Source organism: Capilliphycus salinus ALCB114379, from assembly GCF_047276495.1.
Taxonomy (GTDB): domain Bacteria; phylum Cyanobacteriota; class Cyanobacteriia; order Cyanobacteriales; family Microcoleaceae; genus Capilliphycus; species Capilliphycus salinus.
Window position 1 is genome coordinate 1,593,049 of record NZ_CP178543.1, and the last position, 17,624, is coordinate 1,610,672.

16 protein-coding genes are annotated in these 17,624 nt (G+C 40.7%); 11 read left to right on the forward strand and 5 right to left on the reverse strand.

Translation table 11 applies throughout. From position 1 onward, the window contains the following. Positions 1-214: 214 nt before the first annotated feature. From ACL6C3_RS06595 to ACL6C3_RS06615, 5 genes are all read left to right on the forward strand, one after another. On the forward strand, positions 215-1,288 hold the full coding sequence (locus ACL6C3_RS06595) for an adenylate/guanylate cyclase domain-containing protein (RefSeq protein ID WP_413166367.1): 1,074 nt from the start codon (positions 215-217) through the stop codon (positions 1,286-1,288). A gap of 73 nt (positions 1,289-1,361) precedes the next feature. Continuing rightward, a complete protein-coding gene (locus ACL6C3_RS06600; RefSeq protein WP_413166368.1) occupies positions 1,362-1,892 on the forward strand; it encodes a Ycf51 family protein in 531 nt (176 codons plus the stop codon). A 12-nt stretch (positions 1,893-1,904) separates the two neighbouring features. After that, the gene (locus ACL6C3_RS06605; RefSeq protein WP_413166369.1) at positions 1,905-3,047 is read left to right on the forward strand and encodes a hypothetical protein; all 1,143 of its coding nucleotides are present in this window, start codon (positions 1,905-1,907) and stop codon (positions 3,045-3,047) included. Positions 3,048-3,729: 682 nt separating this feature from the next. Further along, on the forward strand, positions 3,730-5,520 hold the full coding sequence (typA, locus tag ACL6C3_RS06610; protein ID WP_413166370.1) for a translational GTPase TypA: 1,791 nt from the start codon (positions 3,730-3,732) through the stop codon (positions 5,518-5,520). Between the two features lie 467 nt (positions 5,521-5,987). Continuing rightward, on the forward strand, positions 5,988-6,197 hold the full coding sequence (locus ACL6C3_RS06615) for a hypothetical protein (RefSeq protein ID WP_413166371.1): 210 nt from the start codon (positions 5,988-5,990) through the stop codon (positions 6,195-6,197). Positions 6,198-6,348: 151 nt separating this feature from the next. On the opposite strand, the gene ACL6C3_RS06620 is transcribed toward ACL6C3_RS06615, so the two are convergent. Continuing rightward, a complete protein-coding gene (locus ACL6C3_RS06620; protein ID WP_413166372.1) occupies positions 6,349-7,551 on the reverse strand; it encodes a Coenzyme F420 hydrogenase/dehydrogenase, beta subunit C-terminal domain in 1,203 nt (400 codons plus the stop codon). Between the two features lie 303 nt (positions 7,552-7,854). Between ACL6C3_RS06620 and ACL6C3_RS06625 the strand changes: the two genes are divergently transcribed. The 6 genes from ACL6C3_RS06625 to ACL6C3_RS06650 all read left to right on the forward strand — a co-directional run bounded on the left by ACL6C3_RS06625 (position 7,855) and on the right by ACL6C3_RS06650 (position 13,324). After that, a complete protein-coding gene (locus tag ACL6C3_RS06625) occupies positions 7,855-8,274 on the forward strand; it encodes a hypothetical protein (protein ID WP_413166373.1) in 420 nt (139 codons plus the stop codon). Between the two features lie 135 nt (positions 8,275-8,409). Next, complete coding sequence (locus tag ACL6C3_RS06630; RefSeq protein ID WP_413166374.1) at positions 8,410-9,843, forward strand: TerB family tellurite resistance protein; 1,434 nt, start codon at positions 8,410-8,412, stop codon at positions 9,841-9,843. Between the two features lie 189 nt (positions 9,844-10,032). Beyond that, complete coding sequence (locus tag ACL6C3_RS06635; protein ID WP_413166375.1) at positions 10,033-10,626, forward strand: hypothetical protein; 594 nt, start codon at positions 10,033-10,035, stop codon at positions 10,624-10,626. An 11-nt stretch (positions 10,627-10,637) separates the two neighbouring features. Then, a complete protein-coding gene (locus ACL6C3_RS06640; RefSeq protein ID WP_413166376.1) occupies positions 10,638-11,234 on the forward strand; it encodes a hypothetical protein in 597 nt (198 codons plus the stop codon). Positions 11,235-11,359: 125 nt separating this feature from the next. Further along, entirely contained in the window at positions 11,360-11,878 is a 519-nt protein-coding gene (locus ACL6C3_RS06645) for a PspA/IM30 family protein (RefSeq protein ID WP_413166377.1), read from the forward strand. A gap of 498 nt (positions 11,879-12,376) precedes the next feature. Then, positions 12,377-13,324 carry a calcium/sodium antiporter gene (locus ACL6C3_RS06650; protein ID WP_413166378.1) on the forward strand — a complete coding sequence of 316 codons (948 nt, stop codon included), beginning with the start codon at positions 12,377-12,379 and terminating at the stop codon, positions 13,322-13,324. An 80-nt stretch (positions 13,325-13,404) separates the two neighbouring features. Here the strand turns inward: ACL6C3_RS06650 and ACL6C3_RS06655 are convergent, their stop codons facing one another. The 4 genes from ACL6C3_RS06655 to ACL6C3_RS06670 form a co-directional block, all read right to left on the reverse strand. After that, positions 13,405-13,782 (reverse strand): phage holin family protein, encoded by a 378-nt coding sequence (locus ACL6C3_RS06655; protein ID WP_413166379.1) that lies wholly within the window; start codon positions 13,780-13,782, stop codon positions 13,405-13,407. A 41-nt stretch (positions 13,783-13,823) separates the two neighbouring features. Continuing rightward, positions 13,824-14,915: a redox-regulated ATPase YchF gene (gene ychF / locus ACL6C3_RS06660; RefSeq protein WP_413166380.1), complete on the reverse strand. Its 1,092-nt coding sequence runs from the start codon at positions 14,913-14,915 to the stop codon at positions 13,824-13,826. Between the two features lie 82 nt (positions 14,916-14,997). Beyond that, positions 14,998-15,954, reverse strand: coding sequence for a diguanylate cyclase domain-containing protein (locus ACL6C3_RS06665; RefSeq protein WP_413166381.1), 957 nt, complete (start codon positions 15,952-15,954; stop codon positions 14,998-15,000). Between the two features lie 122 nt (positions 15,955-16,076). Beyond that, positions 16,077-17,534, reverse strand: coding sequence for an ATPase domain-containing protein (locus ACL6C3_RS06670; protein WP_413166382.1), 1,458 nt, complete (start codon positions 17,532-17,534; stop codon positions 16,077-16,079). Positions 17,535-17,624 lie beyond the last annotated feature (90 nt).

Here is a 17,624-nt window from a genome sequence, read left to right on the forward strand (position 1 = left end):
TCAGTGGTTCGAGCGGTGATTGATCTTTGCAGGATTAAATTACGGTTGAAGTTCGATCCCCGCTTGCACGGCCGATCTTTTGCCCAACGTCAACAGCGATGCAATTGCTCTGATCCCAATTGTTTACTCTCTTAAGTGGGGATTCAACCCAAAAACTTGAGTATGAGGCGCGATCGCATCCCCCAGGGTTATCAAATCTTTATTCCCAAGCCAGATGAACGCTGACCCAGAAGCATCTCTTGTTCTCGTCGTTGATGATAACGAGGTTAATCGCGACTTACTAGCCCGACGTATTAAACGAGAAGGCTATCGAGTCCTGTTGGCTTCTAATGGCTTTGAGGCTTTGGAGATCATTCGTTCTCAATCGCTTGATTTGGTGTTGCTTGATATTATGATGCCTCAAATGAACGGCTATCAAGTTCTAGAAGCTTTGAAAGCCGATCAGAGTTTGCGCTACATTCCGGTAATTATGATCTCGGCGGTTAACGATATCGAGAGTGTTGTCCGCTGTATTGAACTGGGGGCGGAAGATTATCTGTCTAAGCCGTTTAACCCGGTATTGTTACGCGCTCGCATTAATGCCTGTCTGGAAAAAAAGCGACTTCGCGATCAAGAACGGGCCTATCTGAAAAAACTGGCTCACGAACAAGAAAAGTCCGAACAGCTTCTGCTCAATATTCTTCCTAAGCCCATTGCAGAACGCCTTAAACGGGGGGAAAGTACCATCGCTGATAGTTTTGATGATGTGACGGTTTTGTTCGGCGATATTGCCAATTTTACCAAGCTCTCGGCCGATCTCTCTCCGGCGGAATTGGTGGAAATTCTCAATGAAATTTTTTCTCGCTTTGATGAGTTGGCCGATAAGTATAACCTCGAAAAAATCAAAACTCTCGGTGATGCTTACATGGTTGTCGGCGGACTCCCGACGCCTCAAAGGGATCACGCCGAAGCGATCGCGGAAATGGCCCTGGAAATGCAGCGCATTATCGGTCAGTTTAGCCTCCAAGAAGGTGAACCTCTGCAAATGCGGATCGGGATCAATACAGGTCCGGTGGAAGCGGGGGTGATTGGTATGAAAAAGTTTACTTATGATTTGTGGGGTGATACGGTCAATACAGCCAACCGCATGGAGTCTCATGGGGTTTCCGGGAAAATTCAAGTCACCACCACTACCTATGAACGTTTGAAGGAAAAGTATCTCTTGGAGGAACGGGGGAAAGTCAATGTTAAGGGTAAGGGAGAAATGATCACCTATTTTCTTCTGGGTCGAAAAGGGGGTTTACAGTGACCAGGTTTACAGTCACCAGTCAATGCTATAAGCTTGTTGTTTGAGTGAACTAAAAATATCGAACGACAAGCTTATGTTATCGACGGCGGCACTGCTCAATTATTCTAAATGGATTGGCTTTTTTACCTTATTTTGCGCCTTTTTAACGGTAGTTGGATTTATCTTTAAATGGGGAATTCGCTTTCGCTTGGTTGGGGTGACGGCTTTTATGGGGGTTTTGACCGGAGGGGTTTTTGCTTTGGGTTTGGGACTGTTTAACCGGGTTGAAATTCCCGGTGCGGTTCGCTACGCTCGGGTTTATGATGATGGGGGGACTCAAATTGTGATTGCAGTGGCATCCCAGACGACTCCAACGGAGTTAGAAGCGACGTTACAGCAAGCGGCGGCGGATTTATTTTCTCCGGGACGTTCGGGACGGCCCGATCAGCGTTTAACCATTCGGGCGCGAACTTTAATTCATCCTGAAGCAGGTGTTTCTGAACCGGTTTTTTTGGGTCAAGTTAGACGTTCCAATTTTCAACGAGATGATCAAAATTTAGAGGTTGATATTTATCTCGAACGGTTTGCTCATGTTGAAGAAGCGGTTGAGAATTCCCCCGCCTAATTGGTGATTTCGATGCGATATCTTTTATACAAAAATTATGAGTCGGGATTGAATAATGATTTAATGTCTTTGGAGTTGGCCGTCGGATTGGCTTATCTTACCCAACGACGGCTCGTTTATTACGGTTCTGCGGGAGAAGATAAACAGTTAAAGTCGGTTTCTGGAGGCTGTTTTCATCGGGTTCCCGAACATCGCCGAGGGATTGTTAACAACCATAAAATTCCCACAATTCTCGATTTGTTAGACCCGCTGCCGATTGACTGTATTAGTTATTCAGAGTTTCTCAAAGAAAAGCGCTCAAAAACTTTAAGTTGGTATGACTCGGATGTGCGGTTAATTGACTCTGTTTTTGTTCCTAACAATGCGGTGGTTATTCCTGATGTTTTGGAACAATTTGCAGAAAATCGATTAATTATTAAAGATGTTGACCAAGATATTTTGCATTTAACTGAATGTAATTTTGGATTCTATTCTCGCTTTTTTTATTTACCTAACCCTTCTCTTTATGCTTTAATGGAATCCGTTCGTCCTCGGGCTATTTATCGGAGTTTGGCGGATAAAGTGAGTAAAACTCTGGGAAAGTTTAACGGAATTCACGTTAGACTGACGGATTATCGCAAACAGATTCCCAGTCTCGATCAGTATTATTCTTACAAAATTATCAAAAATATTCAAGGGAATTTTAGCCAAAACGAACTCTTAGTAATTTGTACGGATGAATCGGATAATAAAGACTTTTTTACTGAAATCACTAAGTTCTACAAAAATCATTTATTTATCGATGAATTTATTATCAATGAATTTCTCTATGATTTTAAAGACTTACCTTTTACCGACGAACAAACTTTAGGACTCATTTGTAACTTGGTGATGCCAAAAGCCGATCAATTCGCCGGAACACTTCGCAGCACTTACACGGGAATAATTCATCGAAACTGGCTGAGAAATAAACTGAAAATCAATCCCGACATTTCTCAACATTCCTTTCAATTTATTGACGGTGGCTTTGATCGGCAAGATGTTCCTTTTAAAGATGGATTTTATCAGGAAAAAAACGCGGGTTTATTTAGTTGGAATCGAATTCAATTTCCCATTTCATCGGGTTCAAAATCTTGGTATCGAGAATGGCCGGAATCGGTAGTTTTAACTGTTTAATCAAGCGATAAAATTGTAGGGAGGGTTCCGAATCAAATTAGAATTCTAGGGTTTTTGGGATGTACCTCATAGACTGGTGACTGTAAAGACTGGTGACTGGTGACTGTAAAGACTGGTGACTGGTGACTGAAAAGACTGGTGACTGAAAAGACTGGTGACTGGTGACTGGTGACTGGTGACTGGTGACTGGTGACTGTAAAGACTGGTGACTGGTGACTGTAAAGACTGGTGACTGGTGACTGAAAAGACTGGTGACTGAAAAGACTGGTGACTGGTGACTGGTGACTGGTGACTGGTGACTGGTGACTGAAAAGACTGGTGACTGAAAAGACTGGTGACTGGTGACTGGTGACTGGTGACTGAAAAGACTGGTGACTGAAAAGACTGGTGACTGGTGACTGGTGACTGGTGACTGAAAAGACTGGTGACTGGTGACTGAAAAGACTGGTGACTGGTGACTGGTGACTGAAAAGGGGCGGGTTTAGCAACATTTAGAGTGAAAATTGAAGCCCATTGGGGAACCCGCCCCTAGATGACGGCTTGAACCGGCCCCTTGGGGCGATGGAAAAACGGTTAATTTGTCATCTATAACCTTTTTCGCGATCGCCGATGCGTTACAATTATTAAGATACGTCAATAAATGCCAATAATCTTAATAAATTCTGCTACTAGGCACTAATCTATGTCTCTCCCCATTCGCAACGTTGCTATTATCGCCCACGTCGATCACGGCAAAACAACCCTAGTTGATGCTTTGTTAAAACAGTCCGGTATTTTCCGCGAAGGGGAAGATGTACCGGACTGCATCATGGACTCTAACGACATTGAACGAGAACGCGGAATCACCATTTTATCGAAAAACACAGCAGTTCGATACAAAGACACCCTAATTAATATTGTTGATACTCCCGGTCACGCGGACTTTGGGGGCGAAGTTGAACGAGTTTTGGGCATGGTAGACGGGTGTATTCTGATTGTAGATGCCAACGAAGGCCCGATGCCTCAAACCCGCTTTGTGTTGAAAAAAGCGCTAGAAAAAGGCCTGCGTCCCATTGTGGTCATCAACAAAATTGACCGTCCCCGGGCTGAACCCTACGGCGCCATTGATAAAGTGTTAGACTTATTTCTCGAACTCGGCGCCGATGACGATCAATGTGAATTTCCCTATTTATTTGCATCGGGTTTAGAAGGCTACGCCAAACGGGACTTAGAGGAAGAAGGCGTTGATATGCAGCCTTTGTTTGAAGACATTATCGAACACGTTCCGCCCCCGGTCGGCGATGCCAGCAAACCCCTACAATTACAAGTGACAACCCTCGACTATTCTGAGTATGTGGGTCGAATTGTTATTGGTAAAATTCACAACGGCACCATCAAAGCCGGACAACAAGCCGCTTTAGTAACAGAAAATGGTGATATTGTCAAGAGCAAAGTCAGCAAATTAATGGGTTTTGAAGGCTTAAGCCGGGTAGACCTCGAAGAAGCCAGCGCCGGAAATCTGGTCGCGGTTGCGGGGTTTGCGGATGCGAATATCGGCGAAACCATCACCTGTCCCAACGAACCCCAAGCCCTGCCTTTGATTAAGGTGGACGAACCGACGTTACAGATGATGTTCTCGGTGAATGACTCTCCTTTTGCCGGTCAAGAAGGATCTTACGTCACTTCTCGCCAGTTGCGGGATCGCTTGATGCGGGAGTTGGAAACGAACGTCGCCCTGCGAGTTGAAGAAACCGACTCCCCCGATCAGTTTATGGTGTCGGGACGGGGCGAACTTCACTTGGGGATTTTGATCGAAAATATGCGGCGCGAAGGCTATGAGTTCCAAGTGTCTCAGCCTCAGGTGATTTACCGGGAAATGACCGGTCAACCCTACGAACCGTTTGAATATCTGGTGTTGGATGTTCCCGAAGATGCGGTGGGAAGCTGTATGGAACGTTTGGGCCAACGACGGGCGGAAATGCAGGATATGCGGGTTGGCGGTAATGGTCGCGCCCAGTTAGAGTTTGTGGTACCGGCCCGAGGGTTGATTGGTTTCCGGGGTGATTTTATGCGGATCACTCGCGGAGAAGGGATTATGAACCACAGTTTCCTTGAATATCGTCCCCTGTGTGGCGAAATTGAGACCCGTCGCAATGGGGTGTTGATTGCGTTTGAGGAAGGGGTGAGTACCTTCTACGCCATGAAAAACGCCGAAGATCGCGGATCGTTCTTTATTACGCCGGGAACGAAGGTGTATAAGGGGATGATTGTTGGGGAACACAACCGCCCTCAGGATTTGGATTTGAATGTCTGCAAGGCGAAACAGTTGACCAACCACCGATCGGCGACTGGGGATGAATTGGTTCAATTGCAAGCCCCGGTTGATATGAGTCTGGAACGGGCGTTAGAATATATTGGCCCGGATGAATTGGTCGAAGTTACACCGGAGTCGATTCGTCTGCGGAAAGTCAGTAAAAAGTTAGTCAGACGTTAGACTTTTCTCAAAAGGCACGGCATTTTTACTCAAGGGGTGAAGGTCGTGCCTTGCTGTTTTTTCCTAAAAGATTAAGATTTTTAGGATAGAGAACGGGGTATAATTTCCTTTGAATTTGAGAAGGTTTTGAAAATCCTGTCGGTTTTAGAGAAAAACTTAAACGGGATCGTCGATAAATGATAAACTCTCAAATTTAAACGGCGTGAAAAGCAGCGATCGCATTGGGTTTTCTAATGGTCGAGTTAGCTTTTCTTGACAAACAATTTAGCAATAGGAGTATATACTTTTTGTTTGGAGATGCTATGATCTGATGAATAGGATGATCCAATTCACCTCCCCCAACCGCTGAACTTCAACGTAGAACTACAGCGATCGAGGAAGATTGCAATCGGGATTTATCCCGTCTGCGTTAATCCACAAGCTAGGAACGCGCTTGATTTTAAACCTTTGAGAGGGGGCAGCCTTAAATGCTAATACCTGATTTAATTTATCTGTCAATTTCTATTTTGGCAGTTCTCGTTAGTGTGATTATCCCTGATGAGATTGCCAAAATTATGGCCAGAGGAATTGCTTTGGTATTTTTGTTCCTCAGCATTGCGTCGGCGCCCTGGTTAGTTTTACTCATCATACTCGTTCCTGTGCTTAGTTATAAGCTAACAGAGCGTTTTCAGTGGTAACGTTGAATACTAACCGGGAAAAAAGTTGATTCTTGTGACGGGGAAGGATGTATAATCTCAACAGCCTAGCAAACTGCTTTCGTTCCCTCCCCCGCCTCAAGTTCAACCCAGATTTCAGACTAGGGCTTTATAAAATGATTCCGGTATAATATTATTCCGGAAGTTCATACTGTCCAACGATACGCTTGGCAAACTCGGGAACGTGGGCTTTTAGTTTCTCAGGATGGTTGCGCTTCACATACAAATAATTGCGGGTGAAGTGAGAATCAATGGAAAACCGAGCATATTCTAACCCTTTCGGGCCGATTTTTTCAATCACCACCCCCATCAGTTTCGCCGCCCACATCGGTAGCGTTACGCCTTTGTCGTAAGCGGGAATACTTTGTTGGACTGCTTGTTGACGCTTGCCTTCAGAATGAACGGGTTGAGTGTCTAGCTGACCTGATACCAAGTCTAACATTTCTTTGCCCGTTTCGTTGCGAACGACAATCCACTGCCAACCAAAGGGCGCACCCATATATCCTACCACGAGATCGGCTAAAGAGTTGACATAATCAAAACAACTCAAACAAGAGGGGGCGAAAATATCTTTTAGTTCTTTGGTATTTAACCCAAAAAAGGGAACTTTTTCGATAGAACCATCTTCGTGTTTGAAGTGAACCCGAAAGTCTTGCATAAATTCATAATGTACGACAGTTTCGGGAGATTTACTGGTAGTTTCTAGAAACTTTTGCAAACCGGCGCGAGTTACGTTATCAACGCAGGGCGTTCCCAACACGTAAAGTTTTTCTAATCCTAATTCTTTCTCAACCGCCCGCAGCGCTTGAATTTGACAGCCCACACCGATCACTAATAATCGCTTCATTCCCGATTTTTCGATTTCTTCGAGAACCGAAAGATTCGGCGAAAGTGTGGGTTTGTTGACTCTTGCTGCTAAAATATCTTCGGGAGTTCTCGCAATTACAGGCATGGGTTGAAAGCGATCTTCTTTGGTATTTTGAACGCAAACAACGCCTTCTACAATTCCCCGAGTCAACATTTCACAGGCGATACTGCTAACAATTCCCGTCCATTGGGCGCCTTCGATGGGCTGTTTTTTTCGCGCCGCTATCATCGTTTGATGAACCCCAAAATAGAGATCATCATCGTTTTCTAAATTACGACTTCTCCCGTGTGTTTGGGTTTCGAGTTGGGGAATTTGTTGGTTGATGAAAGCGCAGGCTTCTTTAACGTAATGCACGTAATAGGTGTCACACAGTCCGCACTCGCTACACAGTTCTTTAGCGGGACGGCGACTCCCCGGTTTCAATGCTTTGGCTTTCCGATGTTTGGGTGTTTCCTGTATTGCGGTCATTGAAACTTTGTTTATTATACCAGTTTATAGATTTATCACATTTTGTCACCCAGTTTGCTATTTGTCATATTTTTTAAGGTTGGACATCAACGGGATTGAGTTTGTATTAGAAAATAAGTCTATAAACGCATCAAATTAAATCGGAATGTTGGTCTAAGTAAATTCACGGACAACAGAGGTAAAAAATAAACGATAAAGTTCCGTAAAACCTCGAATAGCATAAAATTAAATTTTCAGATAGTCTATTAATAGAGATTTCTAAACTCTAAAAATTTTTATTGTCAGTTTAACATTCAAAATCTCATGAACATGATTGCAAAGTCAAAATTTGTTAAGTCTGTAATGATTACCTTTATGGCTATTTTAATTGTATTTAGCCAGTTCTTGTTTGGTGTAGCAAGTCCTGCTTTTGCTGCCAATAATAGTTGCAAAAATCAGCAAAGCACAGAAGTATTAGCAACTGTAGGAATAGCAACTATAGCCGCTGCTAAAACAATTGCGATAATTTCTGCTCATGCTACCTGGTGGTCTGCGAGTGCAACCGTATTAACAGGTGGGACGGCTGCTGTATTAGCTGCGCCTGTAGTGGTAGCAGGAGGAGCCGCATTAGCAACCTATGCAGTTTGGGAAGCTTTTTCTCCTGATTGTGATAGTCAAAAAATAGCAGCGAATCCACCCAAGCATAATGGTAATTTATTGGATAAATTCAGTCAACGTAAATAGTATTTACACACAGAAACCTCTTGTATGAGTAAACACTTTTAGTCTTAGTCAATTAATCTGATTAAGGCTGAGTGAATCTTACAAGAGGTTAACTTGCAGAAATCATAACTTTTTTTTGAAATTAGAGGAATAACTATGCCTGTATTTTTAGGTTTTTTAACACAATACATAGTACCTGGACTGGGTATAATATTTGCTACAATTGTTCCAGTAATGGGTCATGTTTTAGGTTTTGCAGTCACAAGGATTCCTAAAATCCCGAGTTATATCACCCTGATCAGAATCCTCTGGAAAGATACTAACCCTGATTCACAAGCGCGTCGCTATCTGAATACCGCTTTATTAATTTTGGGCGGAATTTTATCTTTCATGTCTTATTCTCTAATTCCCTTTACTGCAATACCTATAATTAGTACAGCAACAGTACCCATCGCATCTGTGTTGTCAATTATAGTTGCATTGGTATCCTTAGATCTTGTCTTTAATCTAAACGAAGGGTATTATCGAAAACAGCTTCAATCCCAAGAAAACTATAGAGGTGTTGAAGATCTTTTTGATGATATTGAAGGCTTGCGTAAAGCTTTAGGGGGGTCTTGGAAGAAAGTTGAAAAAGCAATTCGTGACCTTTCTCAGAAGATTGATAAAGAAGCGAGTCAAAATCAATATTTATTTGATGATTTTGAAGCTCAAGTCGGACATCAGATTGATGGATTGCTCGTTTTTGTTAACCAAAAATCTATTCATAAAGAAATTGATTCTAATCAGCTGAGACAAGTTGCAACAAATAGTCTTGATTCTTGGTTACAAGACCTTGGTAATGTGAGTGTAGGATTACTTGCGGGTGGTGCGGCTGGTTTGGGAACAGCTACAGCAGCATCATCGGTTTTTGTTCAAGCGAGTATGTGGACGAGTATTCATAGTTTGTTCGGATTGTCAACAGGTGGAATTGTTGTTAGTGCATCAACTTATGGACTTTTAACACTTGCTGCTCCTGTTGGGGTAGGTGCTATCGTAACAATGGGGATTTGGGATGGTGTATCCCGACTGAAAAGGCAACAAGAAAGTGAAAAATTTAGTGTTTTTTTGGCAGATATTATACTTTGCAGCATACCAATGGCGTGGAGTGATGGATATCTTCATCTTGAAGAAAAAAAAGTTATTCAACATCTTCTCGTTAGCCAAGGAATACAAGAAAAAGATAGACAACGAGTTTTAGAAGCCCTTGAAAAAGAAGTGAGCTTTGACGAAATCTTTAAAACTAATGCACTTTTTGATGAAGAATATCGTCAAAAAAATTGCAAACAAAGTGAGGCAGAACAACTCAAACATCGTCTTTTACTCTGTACAGCTTGGCGAATTGCAATTGCTGATGACATAATTCTTCCAGAAGAAATAGAATTACATAACCATATGGCTGATGTGCTTGGATTTTCACAAAGAGACCTTGAAGAAATACGTCGAGTTGTTGAGTTGAGTGCGGCACGTCCAGTATACCAAGTCAACTACGATCAATTCAATCAAAAATCGCTGACAGATGTTCAGAAACGTTATCTTCCTGCTGCGGCATAATTGAAGCCTACAGCCATTAATATTAGGGTAGGTTATACAAAATAAAATTACTCAACCTGCCCTAATGATGTGACAAAATCAGAAGTGGATAGTAAGCCGATCAATTGCGACACCAATTCTATAAGATATAAATTGAGGCTCTCAAACTAGAGTGCTGAAAAAATAATTGATTGCATCGGGAGAAAGCGTGTGTCTGATTTTAAAGAGTATAGAAGTGTAACTGAATTTCCGGCAAAAGTTGAGAACTTAACTTACGAAGAATTAATAGCAAACTATTATGATTTGCGGAATACTTACAGAAGTTTAACGGGTAGTCGGGGACAGCTTGTTCGTCGTCAGAGAGAAGCAAAAGAAAAAATTGTTATCCTTAATCAAGAGATTCAGGAAAAAATACAGCAGTTAGAAACTTTAGATCGCGAAAAACAAGAAATTGAGAGAATACTTGAAAGACGCAACTTTGAACTTCAACAAAAAGATATCCAAAAGCAAGAACTCCAACAAGAACTCAATACAATAACCGCAGAAATTACCGACTTGAAAGAAGAAAGACAAGCCATCACAAAAATGATTCACAACTTGAAAAATAGTTATGATGAAGTTCAAGGAACAAATGGTATAATGGGTACATTTGAACGTCTACAAAACATCATGCGAGCCGTTAAGATTTTCTTTACTACAGATATTGGCGAACTGATTAAACAGCAAAAATCGGAGATTAATTCTAATCCTGATAACCAAGAAAATTATCGAACCAACGGGAAAAATTTATTAGATAAGAAATAGGAGTCAAAAAAATGCCGAATATTTTAGAAACCCTGCAAGATGAAAGCCGCTTTGACAAAATTAAGAAAAGTATTAACAACGTTAATCAAGGCGTAGAAAATCTGAGCGATATTGCTGAAAATTTAGCCGATCAAACCCTCGATGCGGTTGAGTCTGGAATGCGGTTGGGATATGCTTATGCACAGGTTGAAGCTGAAGGAAAACAATCCTCTAATTCTGATCAATATATCGATGTTGAGGTTGAATCTTTATTACCCAATACCTCTGAAGTTCTCGAACAAGAATATCTCAAAAATGCAGATTCTTGGACAAAAGACGCTTTAAAAGATCGTTTTGGAACTTGTAATAAAGCTTATCGATATTTACAAGAGACTTATAATTTCAAGTTTCAACCCAGTTGGGATAAAGTTCTAGAAGCTTTTAATACGGGTGGAAAACGGGAAAGTATTACTCTTGAACAGGAAGTCGAAACGTTAAAACAGACTGTGAGTTTACAACAACAGCAAATTAACAAGTTAGAACAACAAAATACTTTGTTAGAAGCAAAACTGAACGAAGTTTTGAGATTGCTGAATTCTCCTAATTTTAAAAAACAAAAAAATAGCTGAATCAAGTCTTTAGGATGCGTCAAACTTCTACATTTATTGATTCGATAATTAACTAAACGGTTTGGCGCATTCTTAGGAAATCAAGATTAACAATCACAAATTTATCAACCTTCGAGGTTTGTCTGATGGTGTACAACTTTATTCTCTTTGAAAGAGTCTTGAGATGGAATTTACAGGATATAGCGAAAGTTGCTGAAAATCCTGATAAGCTTTTAGATTTGATGATTCTTAATATGCAAGAAGATCTCATCGAATTTCGTCAAGTAGTAGATCAAGCAACGGCTTCTCAAAAAAAGAAACAGCAACAATACAATCAATATAAATCTCAAGCGGATAAGTGGTTTTCTCGCGTTCAACTCGCACTACATAAAGGAGAAGAAAACCTGGCTAAAGAAGCATTACAGCGTTACAAACAATATCAAGAACAAGCAGACGAAATTAAATTTACTCTCGATAAGGAAACGATTCATGTTGATAATTTTCAGAATCACCTAATCACCTTTGAAAAACAAATATCGGAATTAAAAATCAAGCAAAACAGCTTAAAGTATCATAAAAACAGCGAAAGCATAGAAAAAAATGATCAAGAAAATTATCACGATGTAAGGGCGGGTTCCGCGTTAATTGATGTCGGTAACAAATAATATTATTAAACCCGCCCCGGTTTTTTTAATGGTATTGTGGGGGTGGGCGGGTTTAGCTAGATTTTTGCTGAGAATCTGTATTTTTGGGTGGAACCCGCCCCTACAGATAGGTTTTTAAATATTGTTTTGGGGGTGGGCGGGTTTAGCTAGATTTTTGCTGAGAATCTGTATTTTTGGGTGGAACCCGCCCCTACAGAAATTAATTGATTTTGATTCTATTTAAAAATTATTCAAATCTATACAACAAAACCTTAGATTTGAAATCTTCCAAAAGATAGTAAAATAATATTTTTCCTGAAGAATTTTCTAAAAAAACAGTAAATTTAGGCACTATTCCCAAAGCATAAAAGTAATTTAGTAAAAAATTGTAATATTATTCAATCTGGGTGAAACAATGAGTTAACCTAAAAAATAGTGCTGAAATCGGTGAGTGCGATCGCGATTTTCATCGATTCTGTTCCTGTTGTCAATTTTTATTTTTGTGGAGTCATTTAAAAAATGCTTGAGTTGTGGATTTGGCTTCTTGTTTTTGCAGTTAGTTTAACAGTCTTAATTAAATTTTCAGATATTTTTACGGAGACTGCGGGAAAAATTGGAGTTTGTTTGGGATTTAGTCCGTTTATTGTGGGTGTAACGATTGTAGCCATTGGAACTTCACTTCCTGAATTAGTCTCCTCAATTTTTGCGGTTTATCAAGATGCGACTGAAATTGTTGCGAGTAACGTTATCGGTTCAAATGTCGCCAATATATTCTTAATTATTGGTGTCGCCACGCTGTTGAGTAGTCCCCTGAAAATATCTTACAACTTACTTGATGTCGATTTACCGTTGTTTGTGGGTTCAGCGTTTCTCCTTTATTTTACCCTGTCAGACGGTGATTTTTCCTTTGGAGAAGCGATTCTTTGTATTTTAGGATATGTGGTTCATTTGGCTTATACCATCCGTTGCGGACAAGTTGAAGCGCCGGAAACGCCCGGTGAAGCCAGATCTCGTTCTAGCTACTTGTTAAAACAAATTACTGTTTTATTAATCTGTACGGCTTGTATGTTTTTGGGGGCAAACTTTACAATTGAATCTATTATCAAAATAGCAGATATTTTAGGAATTGGCAAAGAATTAATTGGGATAAGTGCGGTTGCACTGGGAACGTCTTTACCGGAACTTGCGGTTACTTTTTCTGCTTCTCGTCGGGGAGATGCGGAAGTTGCGATTGGAAATGTCTTGGGTTCTAATATTTTCAACTCATTAATTGTGATGGGAGTTCCCGGATTATTTGAGAATTTAATTGTTCCCGATAGCATTATTGAAGATGGTTTACCGATGTTACTCGCATCAACGTTATTATTCTTTTTTGTCACTCAAGATAAGAAAGTCACTAAATGGGAAGGATGGTTATTTTTTGTCTTGTATGCTTGGTTTATCGGACATATTTTTGATTTAATTTAATTTAATTTTCATTAAAAACACCGACCTTGATAACAGTCAAAACAAGTCGGTGTCTCCACAACTTCAAAATCAAAATTTTGTTACTGAACTCCAATGATTTGATAAATGACCGAGTTAATAACCCCCAATGCGATTGAACCGATTAAAGCGCTCAAGACTCCCCACTGTAAACGAAATCCTGAAACCAACCAAGCCGCCAACCCAAAAATTGCCATATTCAGAAGAACCCCAATAATAAAGGTGGAGAAAATGGCGTCTAGAGGTACAGCCAACCTGATCAAAAAAGGTCGAACCAAAACATTTAAAACCCCGAAAATTGCAGCCGACCATAAAGCCTTTTGAAAGCTATCTATTTCGACTCCAGTAATCGGGCGAAGTTGAGCAATCACAAACAAACTAATCGCGTTAACAATCCAAGCAATGAGCAAAACAACGGGATCATCCATGATATTTTCCATCTGAGTTGACCTCCTCAGTGATATTTTTTTTGGATCACACCCTAAACATTAAACCGGAACAGCATCACATCCCCTTCTTGTACAGTATAATCTTTACCTTCTGAACGCACCAACCCTTTTTCTTTCGCCGCAGTCATCGAACCCGTACTGACTAAATCTTCATACGCAACGGTTTCGGCGCGAATAAAACCCCGTTCAAAATCGGTATGAATCACCCCTGCGGCTTGGGGGGCTAACATTCCCGCCTGAATAGTCCAAGCGCGAGTTTCTTTTGGCCCTGTAGTCAGGAATGTTCGCAAACCCAAGAGTTGATAAGTAGCTTTAATTAAAGATTTTAAACCGCCTTCTTTTACGCCCAAAGACTCTAGAAAATCCGCTTGTTCTTCCGGGGGTAATTCAATCAATTCGGATTCAACTTGAGCGGAAACTACGACAACTTGAGCATTTTCTTGAGCGGCAATTCCTCGCACTTGTTCGACCCAATCATTACCCGTTGCTAGGTCTTCTTCCGAAACATTTGTAGCGTAAATAATCGGCTTTTGGGTTAACAATTCTAAGACCTTAACCGCTTCTTTTTCTTCCTCGTTTAAATCGGCTTGTCTGGCTGATTTTCCTTCGTTTAATACTGCGGTTAACTTCTCTAATGCCCCCAATTCTAACTGCGCGTCTTTGCTTGTCCGGGCTTGCTTGCGAACTCGTTCGATTCTGCGTTCAATTTGTGCTAAATCTGCGAGTCCTAATTCCAGATTAATCACCTCAATATCCCGCACCGGATCGACCGAACCCGAGACGTGAATAATATCATCATTTTCAAAGCAACGAACCACATGAATAATCGCATCAACTTGACGAATATTCGCCAAAAATTGATTTCCCAATCCTTCGCCCTGACTCGCTCCTTTAACTAATCCTGCAATATCAACAAATTCAATTCGTGTTGGAACTATTTGTTCAGAATTAGAAATCTTGCCTAACACCTGTAAGCGTTCATCGGGTACGGCGACAACACCAACATTCGGTTCAATTGTACAAAAGGGAAAGTTCGCGGCTGTGGCTTTAGCATTCGCCACAACAGCATTAAATAGGGTTGATTTACCAACATTCGGAAGTCCAACAATTCCTGCTCTAAGCATATCGCAAATTAAAAGGTGTTACCTTTGTAACCATAGCAGACAAAACGCTGATTTTGTGAACCTTTTTGTGAATTTTGGCTATTTAACCCTGATTGCACTTTAAAGGTTTGAGAAAAAATCGATTTCGCCCTTCTATTTTAGCTTGATAGAGGGCTTGATCTGCAATTTCAATTAGACAGACGGGAGAGAGATCGCAATGGGGAATTCCCCCCGCAATTCCCATACTGAGGGTAACATAGGAACTGACGAGAGAAGCGCTGTGAGGAATGGCTAACGCTTCTACCGCCTCTTGAATTCGTTGGGCGACATGAATCGCCCCTTCACTAGAAGTATTTGGTAAAATAATCGCAAATTCTTCTCCCCCATAACGAGCAACTAAATCCGCCGGACGTCGAATCACTTCATCTAGGGTTTGAGCAACTTTTTTTAAACATTCATCTCCGGCTATATGTCCGAATGTATCATTATATTTTTTAAAATAATCAACGTCACATAAAATTAAAAATAAAGATTTTTTTTCCCGACATAATCTCAGCCATTCTTGATTTAAGGTCTCATCAAAACTGCGACGGTTAGGAATTTGAGTTAAACCATCTAAAGTGGCTAGGCCGAATAAAATTTGATTTTTAACTTTAAGTTCTTCTTGTAATAAATGCTCCTGATGAATTTCTGCTTTGAGTTGGAGAGACATTCGTCGCACTCGCATTAATGCTTCTATTCTTAAAAAAAGTTCGGGCTTTTCTAGGGGACTAAAAATGACTTCATCTACACTTTGCCAAACTTGAGGAGTTAAGTTTTTGGCCTGTTGTCGAGGTGTGATTAATAAAAAGGGTAAAAAAATCGGCTCACAAGTTTTTCGTTGGGTTTGAATTGATTCGTAATATTGTTTGAGCATCACTCCATCGAGCAAACATAAATCAAACGCTTGCTCTAAGATTTTCTCATCTTCTCCAAGAATAATCTCGTATTTAGTTTTGAGTATTTCTACTAAAAGATGACAATTTTCCTTGTGGGCGATTAATAGTAAAATAGAGTTCATCAAGAGTTTACCGATAATGCTGCAAACTTATTCAGTTAGCGGCAGGAAAATTAATAGAAAGCGATATAAATGGGAAAATGAGAGCTTATCGTCACTGAAACCCATTTTAAAAGCACCGATTTTTACTTCAACTTGTCAATCTCATCCAGCCGAAGAAACTCGGGTTTTCCGCTTAAAATTCCTCGGAGATTTGTTAAGGGTTCGCCCACTTTAATCCCATAACGAGTAATTGAAATTTCTCGCAATGTTTTTTCAAAGTCACTGAGTCGCTTTTTGAGAACACCAATAGCTTTGCGAAGTTCACCCCGAATTTCCAGATACCGCATGAAAATAATATTATCAGCCAAATAGGAAATCCCCAACTCTGTCACCCGAAAATCCCCTGTTATCCATTCCATTTCATTAATCAATAATGTTGCAACACCCATATTTTTGAGATACCGACACAAACTATGAAGGTGGTGGGTTAAGTTTTCTTGCTGAAAAGAAAGCCGATAACCCGCCATACTATCAATCATAACAATTTGAGCGGACTGTTTCTCAACTTCTTCTCGGACAGTATTTGCAAACTCATCCGGCGTATATAAAAGCGGTTCGATCGAAAGAATACTTAAAGTTCCCCGATCGATCATGGCTTTGACGGGAATATTTACCGACTCGCAACGACGAATGAGGGTGTCGGGTGCTTCCTCAAAAGTACACACCACCGAGCGCTCACCTCGACCCGCAGCTTCTTTCATAAACTGCATTCCCAAAGTGGTTTTTCCGACTCCAGAAGGACCGCTAATAATAGTAATGGTACTGCGTTCTAAACCTCCTTCTAAAAGCTCATCTAAATCGGGAATTCCAGAGGAAATCGTTTCGCTCGAAAACTTTTGTTGAAATTCATCGGGAAGCAATCGCGGAAAGACGAGCATTCCCTCATCTGTAAGCCGCATTGAATGATATCCCGAACGAAAGTTTGAACTGCGAAACTTAGAAATACTTAAGCTGCGTCCGTGAGGATAAAACTCCAAGTTAATGATGCCATCACTGATAAATTGTAGATCTTCGTCGGGGGCTTCTGAACTGCTTTCTGTGGTGAACAATACCGTAATTTTATGTTCTTTTAAAAACCTTAAAAACGCGCTAATTTGTTTTCTAAATATAAACGCATCGTTAGCCAGATAGCGAAATTGAGTCATCGAATCAATAAAAACCCGCTGAGGTTTTAGGGTTTCGATCTGTTCAATAATTTTTTGAGTGAGGGGATCGCGTTCAACGTCCGCCGGTGAGAAAATATCATAACTTTGAACTTGAGTAAAAAAATCAGAACTGGGACTCAAATCTAAAAAATGAATTGGATTTGGATCAAAACTCAATACTGAAGCGATTCGCCTTAACTGAGTTTCTGATTCTCCTAAGGTAATAAATAAGCTGGTCTGGTCGGCTAAAACTCCGGCTTGTAAAAAGTGCAATCCAATCGTTGTTTTCCCACATCCTGGCCCCCCTCTGACTAAATAAGCCCGTTCGGGAATCAACCCCCCATAAAGAATTTCATCTAACCCGGGAATACCCGTTAATAACCGATCTTGAGTCATATTTTGAGTTGCAACCAATGCCGAAAAAATATCGAGTCAATTTTTAACAGGATACTACTTTAATGATCATATCCTAATTAATCTATTTAA

Coding starts and splice junctions, on each gene's coding strand:
- ACL6C3_RS06595 (WP_413166367.1), top strand. CDS start 215: ATGAACGCTGACCCAGAAGCATCTCTTGTTCTCGTCGTTGATGATAAC.
- ACL6C3_RS06600 (WP_413166368.1), top strand. CDS start 1,362: ATGTTATCGACGGCGGCACTGCTCAATTATTCTAAATGGATTGGCTTT.
- ACL6C3_RS06605 (WP_413166369.1), top strand. CDS start 1,905: ATGCGATATCTTTTATACAAAAATTATGAGTCGGGATTGAATAATGAT.
- typA (WP_413166370.1), top strand. CDS start 3,730: ATGTCTCTCCCCATTCGCAACGTTGCTATTATCGCCCACGTCGATCAC.
- ACL6C3_RS06615 (WP_413166371.1), top strand. CDS start 5,988: ATGCTAATACCTGATTTAATTTATCTGTCAATTTCTATTTTGGCAGTT.
- ACL6C3_RS06620 (WP_413166372.1), bottom strand. CDS start 7,551: ATGACCGCAATACAGGAAACACCCAAACATCGGAAAGCCAAAGCATTG.
- ACL6C3_RS06625 (WP_413166373.1), top strand. CDS start 7,855: ATGAACATGATTGCAAAGTCAAAATTTGTTAAGTCTGTAATGATTACC.
- ACL6C3_RS06630 (WP_413166374.1), top strand. CDS start 8,410: ATGCCTGTATTTTTAGGTTTTTTAACACAATACATAGTACCTGGACTG.
- ACL6C3_RS06640 (WP_413166376.1), top strand. CDS start 10,638: ATGCCGAATATTTTAGAAACCCTGCAAGATGAAAGCCGCTTTGACAAA.
- ACL6C3_RS06645 (WP_413166377.1), top strand. CDS start 11,360: ATGGTGTACAACTTTATTCTCTTTGAAAGAGTCTTGAGATGGAATTTA.
- ACL6C3_RS06650 (WP_413166378.1), top strand. CDS start 12,377: ATGCTTGAGTTGTGGATTTGGCTTCTTGTTTTTGCAGTTAGTTTAACA.
- ACL6C3_RS06655 (WP_413166379.1), bottom strand. CDS start 13,782: ATGGAAAATATCATGGATGATCCCGTTGTTTTGCTCATTGCTTGGATT.
- ychF (WP_413166380.1), bottom strand. CDS start 14,915: ATGCTTAGAGCAGGAATTGTTGGACTTCCGAATGTTGGTAAATCAACC.
- ACL6C3_RS06665 (WP_413166381.1), bottom strand. CDS start 15,954: ATGAACTCTATTTTACTATTAATCGCCCACAAGGAAAATTGTCATCTT.
- ACL6C3_RS06670 (WP_413166382.1), bottom strand. CDS start 17,534: ATGACTCAAGATCGGTTATTAACGGGTATTCCCGGGTTAGATGAAATT.